The sequence below is a fragment of the Sphingomonas sp. genome (assembly GCF_965200135.1).
Classification (GTDB): domain Bacteria; phylum Pseudomonadota; class Alphaproteobacteria; order Sphingomonadales; family Sphingomonadaceae; genus Sphingomonas.
Genome location: NZ_CBDATK010000009.1, coordinates 190,130 through 211,295, shown reverse-complemented (window position 1 = coordinate 211,295; position 21,166 = coordinate 190,130). Strand labels below are relative to the sequence as shown.

Annotated in this window: 10 protein-coding genes; 5 read left to right on the top strand and 5 right to left on the bottom strand. The window is 71.1% G+C overall.

Annotated elements, in window-relative coordinates; genetic code table 11:
* Nucleotides 1-103 precede the first annotated feature (103 nt).
* On the top strand, nucleotides 104-1,591 hold the full coding sequence (locus ACOFKS_RS12525) for a M23 family metallopeptidase (RefSeq protein ID WP_419809581.1): 1,488 nt from the start codon (nucleotides 104-106) through the stop codon (nucleotides 1,589-1,591).
* Here the strand turns inward: ACOFKS_RS12525 and ACOFKS_RS12520 are convergent.
* The 5 genes from ACOFKS_RS12520 to ACOFKS_RS12500 form a co-directional block, all read right to left on the bottom strand.
* Nucleotides 1,588-2,490 carry a type II CAAX prenyl endopeptidase Rce1 family protein gene (locus tag ACOFKS_RS12520; RefSeq protein WP_419809580.1) on the bottom strand — a complete coding sequence of 301 codons (903 nt, stop codon included), beginning with the start codon at nucleotides 2,488-2,490 and terminating at the stop codon, nucleotides 1,588-1,590. The two genes, ACOFKS_RS12525 and ACOFKS_RS12520, sit on opposite strands and share 4 nt — an antisense overlap.
* Before the next feature lie 31 nt (nucleotides 2,491-2,521).
* Nucleotides 2,522-2,818: a PAAR domain-containing protein gene (locus ACOFKS_RS12515; RefSeq protein WP_419809579.1), complete on the bottom strand. Its 297-nt coding sequence runs from the start codon at nucleotides 2,816-2,818 to the stop codon at nucleotides 2,522-2,524.
* Between the two features lie 98 nt (nucleotides 2,819-2,916).
* Nucleotides 2,917-6,069: a CHAT domain-containing protein gene (locus tag ACOFKS_RS12510; protein WP_419809578.1), complete on the bottom strand. Its 3,153-nt coding sequence runs from the start codon at nucleotides 6,067-6,069 to the stop codon at nucleotides 2,917-2,919.
* A complete protein-coding gene (locus ACOFKS_RS12505; RefSeq protein WP_419809577.1) occupies nucleotides 6,066-15,434 on the bottom strand; it encodes a filamentous hemagglutinin N-terminal domain-containing protein in 9,369 nt (3,122 codons plus the stop codon). The genes ACOFKS_RS12510 and ACOFKS_RS12505 overlap by 4 nt, the downstream gene beginning before the upstream one ends.
* A 24-nt stretch (nucleotides 15,435-15,458) precedes the next feature.
* Complete coding sequence (locus tag ACOFKS_RS12500) at nucleotides 15,459-17,213, bottom strand: ShlB/FhaC/HecB family hemolysin secretion/activation protein (RefSeq protein ID WP_419809576.1); 1,755 nt, start codon at nucleotides 17,211-17,213, stop codon at nucleotides 15,459-15,461.
* Between the two features lie 181 nt (nucleotides 17,214-17,394).
* Here ACOFKS_RS12500 and ACOFKS_RS12495 point away from each other — a divergent pair, with 181 nt between their 5' ends.
* The 4 genes from ACOFKS_RS12495 (at nucleotide 17,395) to ACOFKS_RS12480 (ending at nucleotide 21,115) form a co-directional block, all read left to right on the top strand.
* Nucleotides 17,395-18,297, top strand: coding sequence for an ATP-grasp domain-containing protein (locus tag ACOFKS_RS12495; protein ID WP_419809575.1), 903 nt, complete (start codon nucleotides 17,395-17,397; stop codon nucleotides 18,295-18,297).
* Entirely contained in the window at nucleotides 18,294-19,304 is a 1,011-nt protein-coding gene (locus ACOFKS_RS12490) for an LLM class flavin-dependent oxidoreductase (RefSeq protein ID WP_419809574.1), read from the top strand. Before ACOFKS_RS12495 ends, ACOFKS_RS12490 begins: the two co-directional genes overlap by 4 nt.
* A gap of 114 nt (nucleotides 19,305-19,418) precedes the next feature.
* Complete coding sequence (locus ACOFKS_RS12485; protein WP_419809573.1) at nucleotides 19,419-20,438, top strand: SPFH domain-containing protein; 1,020 nt, start codon at nucleotides 19,419-19,421, stop codon at nucleotides 20,436-20,438.
* 5 nt (nucleotides 20,439-20,443) lie between these two features.
* Complete coding sequence (locus tag ACOFKS_RS12480; RefSeq protein WP_419809572.1) at nucleotides 20,444-21,115, top strand: DUF4178 domain-containing protein; 672 nt, start codon at nucleotides 20,444-20,446, stop codon at nucleotides 21,113-21,115.
* Nucleotides 21,116-21,166: the final 51 nt, after the last annotated feature.

The window sequence follows — 21,166 nt, the reverse complement described above, 5'->3', positions numbered from 1 at the left end:
CTCCCCGGCATAGGCTTTAAGCACAGCTTCCGCTTCCGCAAAAGCCGCGTTATTCGAGTCGAGGCGCGCAAAGGTGGTTGCGCGGGGGTCGAAGGGGGACTGCGTGGCGAAGGGGGAGGACGAAGGGACGTCGTTCGACCCCAAGACGTGGGGCGGCGCACCGTCGCCAAAGGCACCCGTGCCGAGCGCCTCGCCCCCGCCGTCAAACTTGCCTGCCGACCAGACCTCGTTCGACCCGAAGAGCTGGGGCACGACCGCCGACGCCGCGCCGGTTGCGCCGCCACCGCCGCCGATCGCTGCGGCACCACCCTCTTCCCCGCCACCCGCGATGCGTCGGCCGCCCTATCTTCTCGCCACCGGGCTGAGCGCGGTGCTGCTGACCGGCGGCGCGGTCGCGGCCCACCTCTCCCACGCCACGGCGCCGGCGACGGCACAGGCCGCGCCGGCCGCGGGCATCGCCTCCACGGTCGCCGCTCCGCCGCCGGTCGAGGCGGTCAACGCCAGCCGTCGCACCCTGGTGATCGCCAGCCCCGCCGACGTCGCGACGACGCTGACCAGCACCGGCATCCCGGCCGGGGCCGCGACGGCGGCGGCGCGCGCGGCGGCCAGCGCGCTCGGCAGCGCCGCCGGCGACATCCGCATGATGATCGATCTGGTCGGCCCCGACGATGCGCGGCGCATGACCCGGCTGGAAGCGACGCGCGACGACGGGTCGGGCGTCGTGCTTACGGTCAAGCCGGACGGCAGCTACGCATCGGCCGTGCAGCAGGCGCGGTTGACCACCGAGGTTCAGGTCGTCCGCGGCGAGATGGATTCGAACAGCTTCTACAGCGCCGCCGTCACCGCCGGGATCACCGATTCGCTGATCGAGACGTTCGCCAAGGCATTCGCGTTCGACTTCAACTTCGCGACTGATGTGCATTCCGGCGACATCTTCGAGGCCGCCTTCGAGCAGAAGGTCAATCCGCAGGGTGACCGCGTCGGGCCGCCGGTGCTGATCTATGTGTCGCTACAGACGCAGGCGAAATCGAAGTCCTTGTATCGCTTCCTCGCCCCCGGCGACACGGAGCCGGGCTGGTACGACGGCAACGGCCGCAGCACGGTGACGGCGCTGATGCGGACGCCGGTCGACGGGGCCCGGATCAGCTCGGGCTTCGGCATGCGGTTCCACCCGGTGCTGCACTTCAACAAGCTCCACAAGGGCACGGACTTCGCCGCGCCGATCGGCACGCCGATCTACGCCGCGGGTAATGGCGTCATCCAGTGGGCGGCGATGAAGGGGCCGAACGGTAATCTGACGATCCTCCAGCACGACAATGGCTGGCAGACCTATTACCTCCACCAGAGCATGTTCATGCCCGGCGTCGTCCCCGGCGCGCGGGTCAGTCAGGGGCAGAAGATCGGCGAGATCGGCACGACCGGTCGCTCGACCGGGCCGCATCTGCACTTCGAGCTGCACGTCGACGGTCAGCCGATCGATCCGATGAGTGTCGACACGGGCACGGGCAAGGTACTGGGCGGGGATGCGCTGACCGGATTCCGCAAGGAGCGCGACCGCATCGACCGCAGCCGGGCGGCACCGGTAAGCTAGGCGGCGCGCGCGACCGGCGCCGTCGCCGGCGGAGTGGTCGGTTTGGCGACGGCAGCGGGCGTCGCCCCCGACACGCGCCGCCAGCTCAGCAGCGCCAGCGGCAGGACGATGGCGAGCAGCGCGATCGTCATGCCGATGCTGCCGTTCAGCCCCTCGCCCGAGCCGCCCCAGATCGCGGCGCCGACCAGCTCCTTGTCGACGACCGCACCGAAGCTGCCGATACCGGGATTGGGGTCGAGTCCCCAGGCGAGCTGCTCCACCGCGTTCCATGCGAAGTGCGCGCCGAATGCCGCCGCCAGCCCGCCGCCGCGCAGCGCGAACAGCCCGAACATAACCCCGCCGAGGAACAAATTGACCAGGCTCACCGGCTCCCGCGCGCCGCCCGCGACGTGCAGCGCGCCGAATGCCAGCGCCGCCGCGCCGACGCCCGCCACCTGCCCCCACCGCATCGTCAGCGCGGGTTGCAGCCAGCCGCGGAAATAGATCTCCTCCGCCGCCACCTGAAACGCGGTAACGCCCAGCCCCCACAACAACAGCCCCGCCCCCGCACCGGGATCGCCGCCCGCCGTCAACACGCCGGCGAGCCAGGCATACAGCACGGTCGCCGACAGCCCGGCCAACCCGACGATCAGCCCGACACCCAGCGACAGTGCCGGCCGCGTCCCCAGCCTCAACGCATTCCGCCGCTCCAGCATACCGCCGATCACCGCGACGACGATCAGCGGCGCGAAGATGATGACGTTGAACAGCGATTCGACCGTCGGCGGATCGCTCGCGCGTTCGGCTCCGACCGCGGCGGTGATCCACGCCAGCGCGTGCGCCTGGCCGACGACGAGCACGCCCCAGCAGACGGCGACGGCGATCGCCAGGATCACAAGTCCGATCAGTGCGCGGATCATCGTCAGCCGCGAGACAGGAGCGACGTCGCGCTCAACCGCCGATCAACACGGTCGGATATCCCACGACGACCGAGCCGCCATGCGCCGTCATGTCACCGATCCGGATCGCCATCAGGCCGTTGACCAAGACGGTCACCGATCCCTTCACGAGCACGTCGGGCGGCCCCACGCACACGCACATGTCCGTGATCCGCGCCTGCGGCATGCTGCCGGTCAGCACGTTGATGGAGCAGGGCGGCAGGATCGGTCCGCCGACATGCGGGATCGGCGGCACGCCGGGGGTGACCATCGGACAGACATGCATGTCGCCGAGGCGCGATGCTGGCATTCCCATGCTGCTACTTACCCCTCGCCCGTACTACGCCGGCCCATCCGTCGTTGCGACGCCCGCCGCAACGACGACTCGACCAATTCACGACCGGCCCCTCATCGGGCCGCAGCTCGCCCGCCGCCCGGCGAGGCGTTCGCCGCGCGCGTGCCCGACAGCATCATCTTGGTGGAGTCGCCGACCACGAAATACGGCCCCCAATAGAACGGGTGCGAATATTCCGGGTTCCGCATCAACGCCTCCTGTGCGGTCTGGAGCGAGCCGCCGATCGAGCGCTGCCGCGCGACCGAATAGAAGCGCTGAATAAACTGATCGGTCTCGCCGCCCGCCGACACCGGCCAGAAGGTCGCCAGCACCGCGCGGCTGTTGGCGGTGAGGAACGCGCGCACCAGACCTTCAAGCGTCGATCCCGCCTCTTCCTGACCGGAGCGCCGTGCCAGTGCCTCGTCCTTGACCCCCGACGCGGTGTCGCATGCCGACAGCACCACCAGATTGGCATCGAGCCGCAGCCGGGCGATCTCGTCGAAACTCAGCAGTCCGTCCGAATTGGCATCGCCCATCGACGTGACCAGCGCCGGCGGCGACTTGTTGCAGCCCCACACCCCCTCCTCCAGCCCGTGGGTGGCGAAGTGGATCACCTCGAAGTCGGCAAGATCGGTGCGCGCCTCGACGGCGGTGTCGCTGAACGCCTGTCCCGTCACTTCCGGCGCGTTCGGCACGCCGAGCGCGGCGGACGCCAGCGCCAATTCCTTGCGATTGATCGGCTGAAGCTGGCGCGACAGGTCGGCGAGCGTCGAATAGCTGACGGTGCAGCCGAACCCGACCGACACCGGCCGCGCGCCCTCCTCGCCCGCGACCGGCGGCGCGGGCGCATGCTCACCGAGCCCCAGAAACGCCTGCTTCGCGGTCGACGGCGGCAAGGAGCGCGCGACCAGGAACGACCGCGGCGACAATGCCGTCGAGACGGTCGCCCGCGCCGCGAGGAAATGAACGCCGGTAAAATCGAACGGTGCCGCCTTGGCGGTCGCGGCATAGGCGGCGACGCTGGCACGGTCGGTGACCAGCACGCCGGCGGGCAGGTTCTGCAACGGCCCCGCCGGATCGATCACCAGCGCGGTCGACTTCAGCATCGCGTCGGTCGCCGGCCCGCCCAGCAACGCGAACAGCGTGTACGCCTCCGCTACCTTGAACGGCACCAGCGATACCGGCAGCTTGCCGTCGATCGAGCCACGGATCTGCGCCGCCAGCCCATCCAGCGCCGCCTTTGGTGCCGCGACCGGATAGATCCAGCTGCGATCCGCGTTGACGAACATCCCATAGGCACGGCCGCCGAGTTCGACGATCTTGAAATAGCCTTCGCCCGGCCGCAGCACCTGGCGCAGCTCCGCGATCGTGGCCGGCCGGTCGTCGATGGCGCGATAGCGGGCGGAGCTGCCGAGATCCGAGTCGATCTGCAGCAGTTTCGATTCCGCCGTCTGCCGCTGCTGTTCCAACGCCGTTGTAGCAGCGCCCGCCTGCGCGCCCGACGCGATGTCATAGCGCAGCCGCGTGATCTCACGCTCCAGCTCGGCGCGATCGCGAACCTTGACGCCGATCGCGGGATCGGCGGTCACCACCGCTTGCAGCTGGTTCAGCTGCCGCGCCACCGCCGGTTCGCCCACCGCCTGCACCGCCCGAAAGAACTGTTCATACGCGGCCGTCGAGCCGGTCGCGTCCGCATCCGCGATCAGCAGGTCCAGATAACGCGCGACGCCGTTGGGCAGCGACATCGCGCCGCCGGTCTCGTTCGCCTGGATCAGCAGGTCGATCGCCTGGTCGTATTCGCGCCGGATCAGGGCCGGGTCGCTGCCGGCATCCTGGATGATCCCGGCCCGCTCAAGCGCGGTCTCGGCGATCGTCGGCTCGGTGCCCGTCCCGGCGGTGTTGAGCGCGCCCCGGCGCAGCTCGGTCAACGCGCGGTCGAAGCTGGCGATCGCCGCCGGATATTGCCGCTGACGTGCCTGCAACCGTCCCTGCTGGCGATTGAGATGCGCGCCGAGCCACAGGATCAGCGTCGGATCGATCCGCTCGTTGATGAGCGGGCGATACGCCACCATCGCGCGGTCCAGCGCGACCTGCGATCCGGCCGCGTCGCCCAGCGCATACATCGCAACCGATCGCGCCCAGCTGGCCTGCGCGTCGAGCACCAGCTGCTGCAAGGCGGCGGTCTCCGGCACCGCGATCGAGCTGCTCACGCCGACATTGGTGCGCCCCGTCTGGTTGAGCAGCCGCACCGTCGCCGGGTCGGCCAGCGGCTGATCGGTCGGCCCCGGCACCGACACCAGCCGGTCGAGCGCGACCAGCGCCTCGCGGAACTTGCGCTGGTTGAGCAGGTCCAGCGCGCGATAGGCGTCGCGCTTGCGGGCGAGAAAGGCGATGCGCGGCGCGCCCTCGGCGGCGGCGAGCAGCGTATCCGCTTCGTTGAAATGCTCAGTCGCCGAATCGCTGAAGCGGATGTTCGAATCGGCCAGCCCGGCTTCGAGCAGCAGTTCGGCGCGGGTGGTGGGCGTGACGTTGACCGGCAGGCGGCTCAGCGCGTCGTTGAGCACGCGCGACGCCTGCACATACAGGCCGCGATGGTTGAGGTTGATCCCGTCACTCAGCGCCACGGCGGGATCGAACGGCGCCTGGTCGGCGGTCGACGTACCCGCCGGCGCGGCGGCGAGGTCGCCGACCTTCAACTGGGCCGCGACCGTCCGCGTCGCGTCCGGCGACGCGCGCTCGCCGCCTGCGATCAGGCGCACCGCCTCCTCCGTCGGGCCGAGGACGTTCTCCGCGGCCGACACCATCACCAGCCTGCCGCCGCGATTCGACACGAAGGCGACCGTCGGGGTCGCCAGCGAACTGTCGTAGCAACGCCGCGCCGCGACTTCCCCGATGCGGGTAAGCTGAACGGTGCGGGCCTCGCCGCAGGTCAGCGCCTTGTCGACCGCGTCGTGTTCCTCGCCTTCGTGGAGCAGGCGGACGGTGCCGAGCGACCGGCTGGCGGCGACGTTGCGGCAACCGATCGACCAGGACTGGTCGAACGAGTCGAGCACCGCCGGATCGCGCCAGTTGCGCGTCGCGGTGCACGGCTCGCCCGCGGCATTGCGGCCGAGGCTGAAGCTGTCGGGCTGCGACCGAAGCGCCTGCGGTCCGGCGCACCCGGCCGTCGCGATCGCCAGCGCGGCCGCGGACGTCAGCGCCGCGATGCGCGAATTGGCTCGTGTCACTTGCCTTGCTCCCGGTTCTGCGCGCAATTCGGATTGCTCTGATCGTCCGAGCATTCGGTGCCCGTCACCGGCGACTCGATCAGCCCGAAGCCGGAGAACAGCGCCTCGTTGTTGGTGCCCACCACCGGGTCGAACGGCAGCGCCAGATCGTCCGCCGCGCGGAAGACGTTGAGGCGACTGGAGTCGAACACGTTGAGCAGCGGCTGGCTGACCACCGCCGTCAGACAGCCCGCCCCCGACCCGGCGAGGCAGCCGTTGACGCGCGTGTTGGCGATGTCGGCGCCGCTGACCTGGATGACCGACGAGCCGAGCACCGCCGCGCCCGTGCCGGTGATGCCGTTGATCGAGCCGAAGATCGCGAATGCGTTGGCGCTCGGTGCCGGCCCTTGCAGGATCAGCGCCGGCGTCACGGGCGTCGTGACCGAGCCGAGCGTCGCGCCCGTATTCTGCCCCGGCACGCCCGTATTCTGGATCAGCGCATAGTCGCCGTAGCGCACCGTCAGGCTGCGCGCCGACACCAGCACCGGCGACCCCGTATAAAGCGCGCCGCCGAAGGTGGAGTTGTACAGCGACGAGTTCGGGTTGCCGACATAGGCGGCGGCGACGGCACCCGCCGACTGCGGCGTGCCGCCGGGGCTCAGGCCGATCGGATCGAGGAACCCCGCCGCCTGCCCGATCCCGATCCGGGTGCCGCGCAGGTCGAGGTCGGCGGTGTCGAACAACAGTCGCCCGCCCGCGCTCGCGGTCGCGACGACGCGGATCACCCCCGCCTTGTCGGTCGTACTCGTCGCGGTGCCGCCCAGGCGGAAGGTGCGCCCGGCGCCACCGCCCGCCATCGCGCCGATCACGTCGATCCGCCCCGTCGAGAGCAGGTCGACCCGCGTCCGACCCGCGTCGGCATCGAACGCCAGCGCGCCGACCTCGATGTTGCCGGCACCTCCGTCGACGGTCAGCTGTCCGGCCTCGACGTTGTTCACCTCGCTCTGGCTCAGCGCGAACCCGCCCGCGCTGGTCGCGTCGCCCAGCTTGAAGGCGGTCGTCGCCGGCGCGCGATTGACGAAGGCGACGGTGGCCGCCCGCTGCGTCCCCGTGATCGCGGCGTCGAGCGCCTTGATCGTGATGGTCGAGGCCGTGCCCGCGATCACCTGCCCCAGTGCCACCGTGCCGTTCGCGTCGAAGCTGGCGTTGCCGCCCGCCTGTCCGCCCGCCAGCGTCAGGTTGCCGGCGCTGGTCATCGTCAGCGTCGTGGCGGCGTTGGTCTGGCCCGCGCCGATCGTGGCGCCGGTCACCGCCACCGCGCCGCCGGCGGTCGTCTGCCCCAGCGTCGCCGCGCCGGTCGCGGTCAGCGTCGCGGCGCCGGTCGCGGTCAGTGCGGTGGTGCCGAGCGTTCCCGCCGAGGTCAACGTCGCCGCACCGCCCGCCGTGCCGGTGCCGAGCGTCAGGTTGCCCGTCGTCGCGATCAGATCCAGCGTCGTCGCAGCCTGCGCGCTCGTCACGTCGGCGCTGCCGCCCGTGACGCTCACCGCGCCGCCGGTCGACCGGATCGCGCCGATCGTGGTCGCCCCCGTTGCCGTCGTCATGGCCTTGCCGCCGCTGGTCAGCGCCGTCGCGATGGTCAGTGGCCCCGCGGCACCGAGCGTCGCCGTGCTCGTCGCCGTCCCCGACCCCAACGACAGCGCGCCGCCGCTTGCCGTCGCCGTGAGCGCGCCGCCGCTGGTGATCGTGCCGAGCGTAACCGCGCGCGTCGCCTGGACGACGGTGTCGCCGCCCGACCTGCCGGTCGTCAGCGTCGCATCGCCGGCGGTCGCCGTCACGTCGAGCGTCGTTCGCGCATCGGCATTGACGACGGTGGCCGACCCGGCCCGGACGGAGATCGTGCCCGCCGTTGTCGTGACCGACTGGACCGTCGCGACGCCCGTGGCGGTCAGCGTTGCGGTGGCCGCGGTGACGCCGGTCGAGACGGTCAGCGGTCCCTGCGCGTCCAGCGTCGCCGCCCCCCCGGCGGTGCCGGTGCCGAGCGACACCGCCCCCGCCGTGCCGCGCAGCAACAGCGTCGTGTTCGCCAGCGCCGTGCCGACCGCGACGCTGCCGCCCGTCGCACTCACCGCGCCCGTGCGGCTTTGCACCGCCGTGATCGTCGTCGCACCGCCGGAGGTCGTGGTGACGTTACCGCCCGCGCCCGTGTTGCCGCCGGTCAGCGAGATGCCGACCGTCAGCGCGCCCGTAGCGGTCAGGTCGACGGTCGTGCCCGCCTCGCCGGTGCCGAGCGACAGGTCGCCGCCCGTCGCCTTGAGGATCAGCGCCCCGGTCGCGGTAGCCGTGGTGATCGCGACCGAACCGCCCTGTGCGGTGACACCGGTGCCCGCCAGCGTCCCCAAGCCGACCGCGCCGCCGCCGGTCACCGTCGCCGTACCCGTTGCGAGCAGGCTGGTGCCGGTGATCGCGCCCGTCGCCGTCAGGCTCGCGTTGCTGCCGGCGACCGCGTTGGTCAGCGTCACGTCACCCGCGGTCGCCTCGACCGTCAGCGCGGACGCGCTTCGCGCCGCCATCAGCGTCGGATCGCTACCCAGCGTTACGCTGCTCCCGCGCACCAACAGCGCGCCGCCGGTGCTCTCCACGGCGTTGACCATCGCCGTCCCGGTCGCCGTCAACGATCCGTCGCCGCCACTGGTCAGCCCACCCGTCACCGACAGCGGTCCGGTCGCGTTCAGCGTCGCCGTCGCGCCGGCGTCGCCCATGCCGAGCGTCAGCACGCCGCCGCTCGCGGTCATGTTCAGCGCGCCGTTGGTCGCGACCCCGGTGGTCAGGCTGGCGCTGGCGCCGTTCACCGTCACCGACCCGTTGTTGCTCGTCGCGGTGCCGACGCCGGTCGTTCCGCCCGACACCGCGCCGATCGAAGTGACGGCGGCCGTATTGCCGGCGGTGCCCGCCGTCAGCGTCGTCGCGGTCAGCGGCCCGTTGGTGCTGGTCAGCGCGATCGTCCGTCCCGCCGTTCCGCTGCCGAGCGACAGCGTGCCCGTGGCGGTCAGCGTCAAGGCGCCGGTCGGCGTCGTCCCCGCCGTCGCGCTGTCCAGCGCGATGGTCGTGCCGGTGCCGGTGACGTTGCCGCCCGCCACGACGGTGCCCCCCGTCAGCGCCCCACTGGCGCTCAGCGTCGCCGCACCGCCGGCGGTCAGCGTCCGCCCGGTGAAGTCGAGGTCGGTCGCCCCGATCTGCAACGCGCCGCTCACCGTCAGGTCGCTGGTGATCGTCAGTGTTTGCGCGTTGTTGAACGCGAAGCCGCCGGTGCTCGAGAACGCGCCGATGCTGCCGATGCGATTGGCGCCCGGCAACGACACGTCTCCGCCCGCCGAGCCGCTCAGCGACGTCGCCGTGATGACGCTGCCCGCCGCATCCTGCGTGATGCCGCCCGCCACGACGAACGTCACCGCACCGCCCGTGAGGTTGCCGTTCAGTGTCAACGCCCCGGCGTCGAGCTGGAGCGACAGCGGCCCGGTGCCGGTGGTGACCGGCCCCGTCACGGTCAGCGCGCCCGTCGTCCGCAGCGCCAGCCCGGCAGCGCTGAACGCGCCCAGCGTCGCGATGCCGTTGGCCTCGGTCAGCGTCGCGGTGCCGCCGACGTTCCCCGCCAGCGTGCCCGCCGCGATCGTGGTCCCTACCGCCTGCGTCACCGCGCCGGACAGTGCGTCGCCGCCCGCCTCGCCCAGCGTCAACGTCCCGCCCGCGCCGGTCGTGATGATCCCCAGCTGCGCCGTACTCGCGTCGATCAGCCGTACCGCGCCCGCGCCGCCGTTGGTCGTGGTCAGCGTTCCCGCCAGCGCAAGGGCGCCGTCGTTGCCGTCGATCAGGATCGTGCCCGCGCCCGCGACGATGCTGGTGCCCGCGTTCTGCGTTACGCCGACGCCGCTCAGCGCCGCACCACCGGCGGTGACGTCGCTCGCCAGCGTCAGCAGCCCGCCCGCCCCGATCGTCGCCACGCCCGCGCCGGTGGCGATGCCCGACAACCCGTCGACCGTGCCGATCGTCAGCGCCGCCGCGTCGGCGAAGGTCAGCCCGCCGCCGTTGACCTGCGCCGCCAGCGTGCCGACCCGGTTACCGCCGACCGCCGTCGCCGCATTCGCGCGGATCGCCAGCCCGATCAGCGCCGTGCCGCCACCGACCGCGCCGCCGAAGCTCACCGTCCCCGCGACCGGCGCCCCGGCCAGGCTGGTCCGCACCGACAGCAGCTGCGCGCCGTCGACCGTCCCGGCGAAGCCGATGTCGCCCCCGTCCGTCGCCAGCAGCGTATCCACGCCCAGCGTCGTCGCGCCCGTATAGGTCTGAGCGCCGTCGGTCCGGATGCTGCCGCCGTTGAGCAGGATGCCACCGCTGCCGTCGATCAGCAGCGAAGCGAGCGGCGTGATCCCGCCGATCGCCGCGTCGAAGCGCGTCTGCCCGGCGGTCGTGATCCGCAATGCCTGCGCACCGTCGAGCGTATCCGCGAACCGGATCGCGCCGCCACCGCTGCTCGCCAGCGTCGTCGCGCCGATCAGCGTCACGGCGTCACCATAGGTTTGACCGCCGATCGTCGTGATCGCGCCCGCCAGATTGGTCACCCCGCCGCCGCCCGACGCGAAATTGTTGACCCCGCCGAACGACCCGCCGTCGATCGTCGTGGCGCCGGAGAAGTTGAGGGTCAGGTCGAAGCCGTTGCCGTCGATGCCGCCGGTGAAGCTGCCCGCGACCCCCGTCAGCACGGTGTTCGCGCCGAGCTGCAGCAGCCCGACATAGGCCTGCGCGCCGCTGGTGGCGATGCTGCCGCCATCGACGCGCACCAGTCCGACGCCCGCCGAGGTCACGCTGGTCGGCGACACCGCCGCATCGGCCGTGCCGTCGGGCAATGTCGCGCCGACCGCGCCGCCGAAGGTCGTCCGCCCCGCCGTCGTGGTGCTCAGCGCATGGGCACCGGTGATGGTCCCGCCGAACCCGATCGCGCCGCCGCCGCTGCTCGTGAAATCGGTGTCCGCCGCGATCACGAGCGCGTCGCCGAACGTCTGCGCGCCGGAGGTGGCGATCGTGCCCGCGACGCTGGTCGACCCCGGCCCGTCGGTCGCGAGCGAGGCCAGCCCGCCCGCGCCCGCGGTGAAGCTGGTCACCCCGGCGGTGTTCACCGTCAGCGCCCGGCCGCCGCCCGCGATCGTCGCGAAGGTGATCGCGCCCGCATTCTGGCTGGTCAGCACGGCGTTGGCGCCCAGCGTCAGCGTCGGCACATAGGTCTGGCTGTCGAAGGTCGTCAGGTTGCCGTTGAGCGTCAGCGGCCCGGTGCCCGTCACCGCGAAATCGCCGATATTGGCGAACGGCTCCGGCCCCAGCGTCGTCGCCCCGGTGAACGTCAGCGTCAGATCGTTGTGCGCCGCCGTGCCGGTGACGCCGGCCGTGAACGTCGCGCCGCTGCCGATCAGCACGCCGCCGGTGTTGAGCGTCAGCAGCCCGCCATAGCTCTGCGCCCCCACCGTCCGGATCGTGCGCGCGCCCGCGCCACCGACCGTCGTGGCACCGCCGGTCGTCAGCGACAGCAGCCGGACGCCACCGCCCGCCGCGCCGCCGACGTCGCCGTTGAACACGGTCGGCGAGGTCGTCGTCAGCGCCTGCCCCTCGTCCAGACTGCCGAGCGTCCCGCCGAAGGTGATCGCGTTCGTGCCCGCATTCAGCGTCGCGCTGACGGTCAGCGTCGTCGCGTCGTTATAGGTCTGCGTGCCCGTCGTCGTGATGTCGCCGGTGATCGCGAGCGTGCCCGCCGCGTCGCTCAGCAAATTGCGGATGCCCGACACGCCGCCGCCCAGCTGCTGCGCGCCCGAACTGTTCAGCGTCAGGTCGAACCCGCCGCCGGTCAGCCCTGCGCCGAACACCGCGCGCGTGCCGCTCAGCACCGTGTTGCCGGTCAGCGCCGTCGCGCCGGCATAGGTCTGCTCGCCGACGCTGTTGATCGTTCCAGACAACGTCGTCGTGCCCGCCGCGTCGGTGGTGACGAAGGCGAGCGCCGCGCCGTTGTTGCCGGTGATCGCGGTGATCCCCGGACTGTTCACCGTCAGCCCGCGCGGGCCGCTCAGCCCCCCGATCACGACGCTGCCGCCGGCGGTCAGCGTCACGTCGCCGCCGCCGTTGAGCGTCACCGGCGCATAGGTCTGCGCGCCCGTGGTGGTGACGTTCGCCTTGATGACCACCGCGCCGACGGTGCCCGCACCGATCGCGTCCAGCGGATTGCCGCCGCCGCCGACGACCCCGCCGAAGGCCAGCGTGCCCGGCGTCGTCACCAACAGCCCGCGCGGCCCGCCGAGCGTGTTGTTGAAGGTGACGTTGCCCCCGCCCACCAGCGCGACGTCGCCGACGCCGGTCAGCAGGACCGCGTCGTTATAGGTCTGCGTGCCCGAGGTCGTGATCGCGCCCGACAGGCTCGTCGTCCCGGCTGCGGTCACCGTATCGGTCGCGAGGTTGCGGACGCCGAGGACGCCCGCGCCGGCGATCGTCTGCGCGCCCGTGAAGTTCAGCGCGAGGTCGTGGTCGCGCGTGCCGTTATTGCCCTGCACGCCGCCGGTGAACGTCGCGCCCGTGCCGGTCAGCGTCGCGTCGGCACCCAGCACCAGCGACCCGCCGTAATTCTGCGCGCCGGTCGTCGTCACCGACGCAGCGTTCAGCCGCACCGTCGCCACGCCGACACTCGTCAGCGTCGTGAACGGCTGCAACGCCCCTACCGAGCCGCCGAAGGTGACGCTGTTCGCCACGCCCGCCTGCACCACCAGCGCCGCCGGGCCGTCCAGCGTGCCGGCGAAGGTGATGCCGTTGGCGCTGCCGACGTCGATCGCGCCCGTCCGTGCCCGCACCGCGCCCGTGAAGTTCGTGCCCGGTGCGATCAGCAGCGTCGTCGTATCGGACGTCAGACGACCGACGTCGACGCTGCCGGTCGTCAGCGAGTTCAGCCCCGCGCCCTGCCCGAGCAGCGCCGCGCCCGTCGCGACGACATTGCCGAGCGAGGCGTTGCCCCCGTTCACGGTAAGGCTCGCGACCGGCGCGCCGCTCGCGCCGATGCCCCCGCCGACCGTCACGCCCTCGACCGCGCCGCTGCCGCCGGTCAGCACCACCGCACCCGCACCCCGAATGCTGGTCGCGCCGATCGAACCGGTCGTCGTCACCGTCTTGCTGCCCGCCCCCGACAACGCGCCGAAGCTCGCGCCCGCCAGGCCGGCAGTGGCCTGGAACGCGGCCCCGCTCGCGACGTCGCCCATCGTCGTCGCGCCGGTCGTCGTCGACGTGAAGGTGCCGCTATGATCGGTGCCGCCGTTGACGGTCAGCCCCGCCGTCGCGACGCCCGGCGCCTGGCCGATGCTGGCGCTGGTCAGGAACGCCGTCGTGCCGGTCGCACCCGTCGTGCCGATCGTGGCACCATTGCTGCCGTTGATCGTCAGCACGCCGATCCGCGCGCCGCTCGCACCCAACGTGCCGGTGATCGTGATCGGGCTGGCGAGCCCGGCGCGCAACGTCACCGCGCCCGCGCCCGCGATGCTCGTCCCGGCGATGCCGCCGCCGGCGACGATCGACTTGCTCCCCGCGCCCGCCAGGTCGGTGAAACTGGCGTCGCCGGCGGCGTCGACCGTCAGCGCGCCGGCCAGGTTGCTACCTTGCAGCGACACCGTGGCCGCATTGCTGATGACGCTGACGATGCCGCTTCCCGCGCCGACCTTGGTCAGCGCGCCGCCGACCACCACGCCGGCATCGCCACGCAGCGTCAGCTCGTCGGTCGACGCGACCGCGCCGGTGGTTAGCACGCCGGTGGTCCGGATCGTCTCCGGATTGACGTTGTTGAGCACCAGGTCGCCCGTCGTGACGACGCCGGTGCGCGCCGAGGACAGACCCAGCGTCCCGGCGGTGACGTCGCCCAGCACGACCGACGCCGCGTTCGTATTGGTGGTGATGGCGAGACCGCCGGTCCCGGTCGTGCCGACCTGGATGCTGCTCCCGGTCAGGTCGATGCCCGTCGTGCCGGTCCCACCCAGCGCGATATCGGTGCTGGTGGTGGAGAGCCTAAGATCACCGACCGAGGAAATCGTGCCGCCTTTGGCCTCGATGTTGCTGACGCCTGCCTGTTGCAGAACGGTAGCGGCGGCGCGGCCAAGCACGACGCTGCTCCCGACGGCGTTGTAGGCACCGCCCACGGTGACGTTGTCGCTGATCGACAGCGCACCGTCGGCGATCAGGTCGACGTTGTTCGCACCGGTGACGGTCAGCGCGCCGCTGTTGGCGATACCGCCGCCGGTCGTTCCGTTGACGACGAGGATGCCGCCACCGCCGTTCGCCGTCAGCGCCCCGCTCAGCGTGACGTCCAGAGACCCGTCATTGTCGCTCCCGGCGCCCGTCGCGAACGTGAACGGCACGCCGAGCGAGGCGGCCTTCGCGAGCACGACCACGCCGTTGACGCTGCTCGCGGTGGTCACGCCTGCCGTCACGTTGAGCAGCGCGTCGACGCCCGTCTGTGCGCTGGCGATGAAATAGGCGTTGCCGCCCGTCACCGCGCCGCCGACCTGCAACGCCGTCCCGCTCGCCGCGTCCAGCGCGGTGCCGGCGTTGATCGTCATGGTCAGCGGACTGCCGGGATTGCCGATCGTCACGTCGCTTGCGGTCACGAACGCGACGTCGCCCGCGCCGGCGTCGAACGTCCCGGCCGACAGCCGGATCACCGGCGCGATGAAGGCGAGCACATGGCCGTCGGTCACGATCTGCCCCGCCGCGCCCGTGATGCCGGAGTTCGGAGTCGATCCCAGCCCGCTCGGCGCGGTCAGCGTCAACGCCGCATTGCCCGCGACGAAGTTGCCGACGTCGGTCGCGTCGAACGACCGCGTAGTCGCGACGAACCCTTGGGTGTTGAAGTTGCCCGTCGCCCCCATGACGATACCGTTGGGGTTGGCGACCCACACCTCGACGCCGTTGCCCTGCTGCCCGGCCGGCAGGCCGTTGCCCGCAATCAGGTTGTTGACCGCGTTGATCGTGCCGGCCAGCGTCGTCGTATTGGTCGGTGCGAGCGTGGTGACGCGATTCAGGATCACCGCGGTGCCCGCGGTGGAGGCATTGACGAAATTGGCGGTGGTGCCGTTGAGCACGTTGAAGCTGGACCAGTCGACGACCGCGCGCGGCGCGTTGACGGTCACGTTCACCGTCTGGCCGGGGATCGTCACCGCGTTCTCGACCGTCGCACCCTGGGTCAGGTTACCGGGCAGCACGTTCTGCACCGTCTGTGCCGCCGCCGGCGTCGCGAACACGCCCAGCGTGACGCCCAGCGCGGTGGAGAGCGCCAGCGTGCGGCGGAGCGTCCGGGTCGGGGCGGTCGGGGTCATGGCTACTCTCCGGAGATACTGGCGTCAGCGGGGCCGGGCGTCGAAGCGGGCGGTCAGCGAGACGAGGAAACGGTCGGGCGGCGGCGCCTTGTCGATCGTCAGCGCGCGGTCCTGCGGATGCGCGTAGATCGCCTCCAGCGACACCTGGTTGGCGATGATCGCGCGGAGACCGCCGCCATAGGAGCGCAGGTGCCGGTCGGTCTCGGTCGAATTGCGGTCGAGGTTGGTCAGCCACACGCTGTCGTAGAACCCGAACACCTGCGTATCGACCAGGCTGGTCCGCAGCGGCAGCCGCGCGATCACCTCGCCACGGACGCCGACCGCCTTGTCGCCGCTGTTCGAGCCGGGGTCATAGCCGCGGCCGATCGTCAGATTGCCGAGGCTGAACTCCTCGTAGTTGAGCAACGCGTGATTGGAATATTGCGCCCGCGTCGAGCCTGCGATCGAAAAGATGCGGTTCAGCGCCAACGCGCCGTCCAGGTCGAGCCGGATCACCGTCGCGCGCGCGTCGCCGTCGATCCGCGACGGGATCGCACCCGTCCCCGTCACCCCGCCGCGCGGCGTCGCGTCGAAGATGCCCAAGCCCTTCCGCACCTCCAGCCCGCCGCGCAATGAATAGAAGACCGACCCATCCGCGCGCCGCCCGGCGGTGTCGCCGCTGATCCGCCCGAACAGGACCCGCAGCTTGTCGAGGTTGAGCGGCACGCTGGTCGAGCCACTGGTCGACACGGTGGTGCGCTGATCGACGTAATCGAAGCCGACGCCGGCGCGCAGGTTGGTGTTGAGCGTCCGCCGGATCGGCAGGATCGCGTCGAACCCGGCGATCACCGTATCCGTCTTGAGGTCCAGCTGCCCGAGATCGGGCCGCGACCAGGCATAGATGACGCGCGGCCCGAACGACAACCCGCTCAGCCCCATGCCCACGGTGTAGCCCGCCTGGACGATCTTCTGCTCGTCGAAGTCGGTCGTGGTCGACGCGCCCAGATACAGCACGTCCTGCGCGCCGGTCAGGCCATAGACGTCGCCGCGCACATACACCGTCTCGCGCCCCAGCGCGCGGCTGTTGAAGTTCTGCGCGTTGCCGACCAGCGTGAACGGGTGATAGCTGATCTGCAGGTCGCCGATCACGTCGCCGGGCTGCGTGCCCGCCGGCCGCAGCGACAGCTGGACGTCGAGGCCCGGAATGTCGCCCGCCAGCAGCAGCGCACGCTCGGCGTCGCGCTCGTTCAGCGGATCGAGGCTCTTCAGCTGCGTCAGCCGCTCTTCCAGCGCGCGTCGATACGGCCCCGGCGTGCCACGCACCCGCACCTCGGTGATCCGCGCGGTCACGACCTGCAGCTTCAGCTCACCCGTCTCGATGCTCTGCGCCGGAATCTGCACCGATGCGACCCAGCCGTCGCGCCTGAGCGCGGTGTTCGCCTGATCGCGCAGGTCGCAGATCACGCGGATCGGCTGATCGCCCGTCGGCGCCGCGATCCGGCCCAGCGTCTGCGCGATCGGCGCCTGCAAGGGGCTGCCGTCGGGGCGGGAAAACACGACGCGGTTGAGCGACAGCCGGATCGGCGACGTCTCGAACGGACAGCTCGATTGCGCCAGCGCCGCGCGCGAATCGACGGTGGCGGTGGCCGGCGGCGCCAGCGTCGGCGTCGGTGGCGTGATCGTCTCGCGCGGTGGCAGCGGGTTGCCCTGCGGCGTCGCGGTCTGCGCGCGCGCCAGCCCCGGCCACGCCAAGGCGAGCCCCAGCGTGGAAGCGATCCCCAGGCGACGCTGCCTGCCCATGCCCTTACCCCCGTTACGCAGCCCGCCGCGCGCTCCATACCCCCGGAGCGCGAGTCCTTGTCGCCGTCGTGTCAGCTGCTACCGCCTAACGCTCCACCGCGTCAAACCGCGGCCGCCTCCGTTCACCGCGCGCCGCCGAAGCCGCTAGGCGAGGACCTGCCGTCGTGGCAGGAACCGTGCGATGCCCGATCTCGCCATCCTCTACGAACACCCGCAATGGTTCGCGCCGCTCTTCGCCGCACTGGACCGACGCGGCGTCGACCATGTGCGGCTAACCCCCGATCTCGGCTGGGACCCCGCCGACCCCGCCCCGCCCGCGCCCGTGGTCCTCAACCGCATCGCGATGTCCAGCTTCCTGCGCTCGGACGAACACCCGATCTTCTTCACCGCCGCGCTGCTCGACCATTGGCGCCGGGGCGCGCGCGTCGTCAACGGCGCCGACGTGCTCGCGATCGACGCCTCGAAGGCGCGCCAGCTGTCGCTGCTCGCCGGGCTCGGTCTCGCCATCCCCGCCACCCGCGTCGTCCACCGCGCCGCCGACGTGCCGGCGGCGGCGGACGCGGTCGGCTTTCCGCTGGTGGTCAAGGCGAACATCGGTGGCTCGGGCGCGGGGATCAGCCGCTTCGACAACATGGCCGAGCTACGATACGCGATCGACGCCGGGGACCTGCCGACCAGCGTCGACGGCGTGCTGCTGGTGCAGGACTACGTCCCCGTCCGTGACGGCACGATCACCCGCATCGAGACGCTCGACCGCCGCTTCCTCTACGCGATCGAGGTCGCAGGCGGCGGCGCGTTCGACCTCTGCCCCGCCGACGCCTGTGTCGAGGGCTCCGGCATCTCGATGCGTGCCGTCCAGCCCTCGCCCGCGCTGGTCGACGCGGCCGAGGCGATCGCCCGCGCGATGGACCTCGACGTCGGCGGGGTGGAGGTGATGGTCGACGACCGCGACGGCATCGCCCGCTTCTACGACATCAACGCGCTGTCGAACTTCGTCGCCAAACCGATCGATGTGCTCGGTTGGGACCCGCACGACCGGCTCGTGGATTATCTGGTCGGGCTGATCGAGGAGGCGCGCGCATGAGATACGGTTACTGGATGCCCGTGTTCGGCGGCTGGCTCCGCAACGTACCCGACGAAGGCATGGCGGCGTCGTGGGACTATACCAAGCGGCTGGCGCAGGCGTCGGAGCGGTGGGGCTATTCGCTCAGCCTGATCGCGGAGCTGAACCTCAACGACATCAAGGGCGTCGACCAGCCCGCGCTGGACGCCTGGTCCACCGCCGCTGCGCTCGCGGCGGTGACCGAGTCGATCGAGCTGATGGTCGCCGTCCGCCCCAACTTCCACCACCCGGCGCTGTTCGCGAAGGCGGCCGCCAACATCGACCGGATCGCCGACGGCCGCCTCGCCCTCAACGTCGTCAGCAGCTGGTGGGCGGACGAGGCGCGGCAATACGGTCTCCAGTTCGACCAGCACGACGACCGCTATGCCCGCACGTCCGAATGGCTGCAGGTCGTGGACGGCCTGTGGTCGCAGGAGCGCTTCTCGTTCGACGGCCGCTTCTATCGCACCGAAGACGCGATCTGCGCGCCCAAGCCTGCACACCACCCGGTCGTCTACGCCGGCGGCGAGAGCGAGGGGGCCAAGGCGATGATCGCCGCCCAGTGCGACGCCTATGTCATGCACGGCGACCCGGCAGCAGCGATCGCCCCCAAGATCGCCGACATGGCCGCGCGCCGCGAGACGATCGGCAAGCCGCCGATGCACTACGGCATGGCCGCCTACGCCATCGTCCGCGACTCCGAAGCCGAGGCGAAGCGCGAGCTGGAGCGGATCACCACCGTCGACCAGCTCCCCGCCGGCTACGCCAATTTCGACCAGTGGCTGTCGGGCACGCAGCTGGAACGCGAGCTGAAGGTGCAGGAATACAGCGTCTCCAACCGCGGCCTGCGCCCCAATCTGGTCGGCACCCCCGAACAGCTGAAGGAGCGCATCGCCGAATACGAGGCGGCGGGCCTCGACCTGCTGCTCCTTCAGATGAGCCCGCAGATGGAAGAGATGGAGCGGTTCTCGGCACAGGTGATGCAATAGTCGTCATCCCCGCGCAGGCGGGGACCCATCTCCAGCGCATCCGGGATGGGTCGCCGCTTGCGCGGGGATGACGAAGGGTGGCATAGCTGCGTAGAACACTCCGGGGAGCGACACATGGGCCTGTTCGATTTCCTGTCCAAGCAGCTGGTCGACGTCATCGACTGGACCGAAGAGCCGGGCGACCTGGCGTTGCGCTATCCGATCAAGGATCGCGAGATCCAGAACGGCGCACAGCTGACCGTCCGCGACGGCCAGATCGCGCTGTTCTACGACGAGGGCCGCGTCGCCGACGCCTTTCAGCCCGGCCTGCACACGCTCGACACCGCCAACCTGCCGATGCTCACCTCGCTGCGGCATTGGGAAACGGGCTTCCGCTCGCCCTACAAGGCGGACGTCTATTTCTTCACCACGCGCGAGCACACCGGGCTGAAATGGGGCACACCGCAGCCGATCACGGTGCGCGACAAGGAGTTCGGGCCGCTTCGCATCCGCGCGTTCGGCTCCTACGGCTTTCGCATCGACGACATCGCGGTCTTCGCCGCGAAGCTGCTCGGCACGCTCGAGCACCTGACCGTCCAGGACCTCGAACCGCAGCTGAAGAGCGTCATCAACACCGCCATCGCCGCCGCGCTCGGCAAGGGCGAGACCGCGTTCCTCGACATCGCCGGCGATCAGGCCGCGATGTCGGAGCGGCTGATGGCCGCCGTCGCGCCTGCCTTCGCGCAATGGGGGCTGAAGTGCACCAGCTTCTTTGTCGAGAGCGTGTCGCTGCCCGACAACGTGCAGGAATATCTCGACAAGGCGAGTTCCATGCGCGTCGTCGGCGACCTCAACCAATATGCGCGGTTCCAAGCCGCGGATTCGATCGACGAGGCGGCGTCGGCGAGCGGCGGCATGGCGGGCCTCGGCGCCAGCATGGCGATCGGCCAGAACATGGCGTCGACGCTGGGCGGCGCGTTCGCCGGGGGCGCGCCACCCGCCGCCGCTCCCGTCGCGGCGGCGGCAGCGGCGCCGGTCTCGTCCGACGATGCGTTCGAACAGATCGAGAAGCTCCACAAGCTGCTGCAGATGGGCGCGATCACGCAGGACGAGTTCGACGCCAAAAAGGCCTCCTGGCTCCAGCGCATGAGCTGAGCGGCATGCTCGATACCAACTGTCCCAATTGCGGCGCCGCGCTGCGCTTCCGCTCGGCCGAGCTGGCGGTGAAGGTCTGCGACTATTGCCGCTCCACCATCGTCCGCAAGGGCGAGGTGCTGGAGAATGTCGGCAAGGCCGCCGAGGTCCCCGGCGACGTCAGCCCGTTGCAGGTCGGCGTGCGCGGTCGCGACCTCACTACCGCTTTCGAGATCGTCGGCCGCGTCCGCTGGGGCTATGCCGACGGCGCATGGAACGAGTGGTGTCTGCTCTACGCCGACGGCAGCTACGGCTGGCTCGGCGAGGCATCGGGCCGGTTGATGCTGCTTCGCGAAGCGGAAACGTCGATGTTCTCGGGCGAGGCGGTCGCGCGGCTGTCGACCGGCGGCACCGTCGAACCCGGCATGGTCGCGGCGATCGGCGGCCTCGACTACAGCGTTTCCGACGTGCAGCAGGTCGGCTGCATCGGCTCCGAGGGCGAGCTGCCCTACCCCACCCCGATCGGCACGAAGGCGGTCAGCGTCGACCTCCAACGCCCCGACGGCCGCACCGCTTCGCTCCAGACCGACGGCGGTCAGGTGTCCGCCTATGCTGGCCGCTACGTGACGCTGGCCGACATCGCCGCGACCGGCCTGCGTCAGTTCGACGGCTGGCCGATGCCGAGGTTCGCGGCGTGACCAACCCTTCCCATCGTCATTCCGGCCTTGAGCTGGGATCCCGCTTCTTCT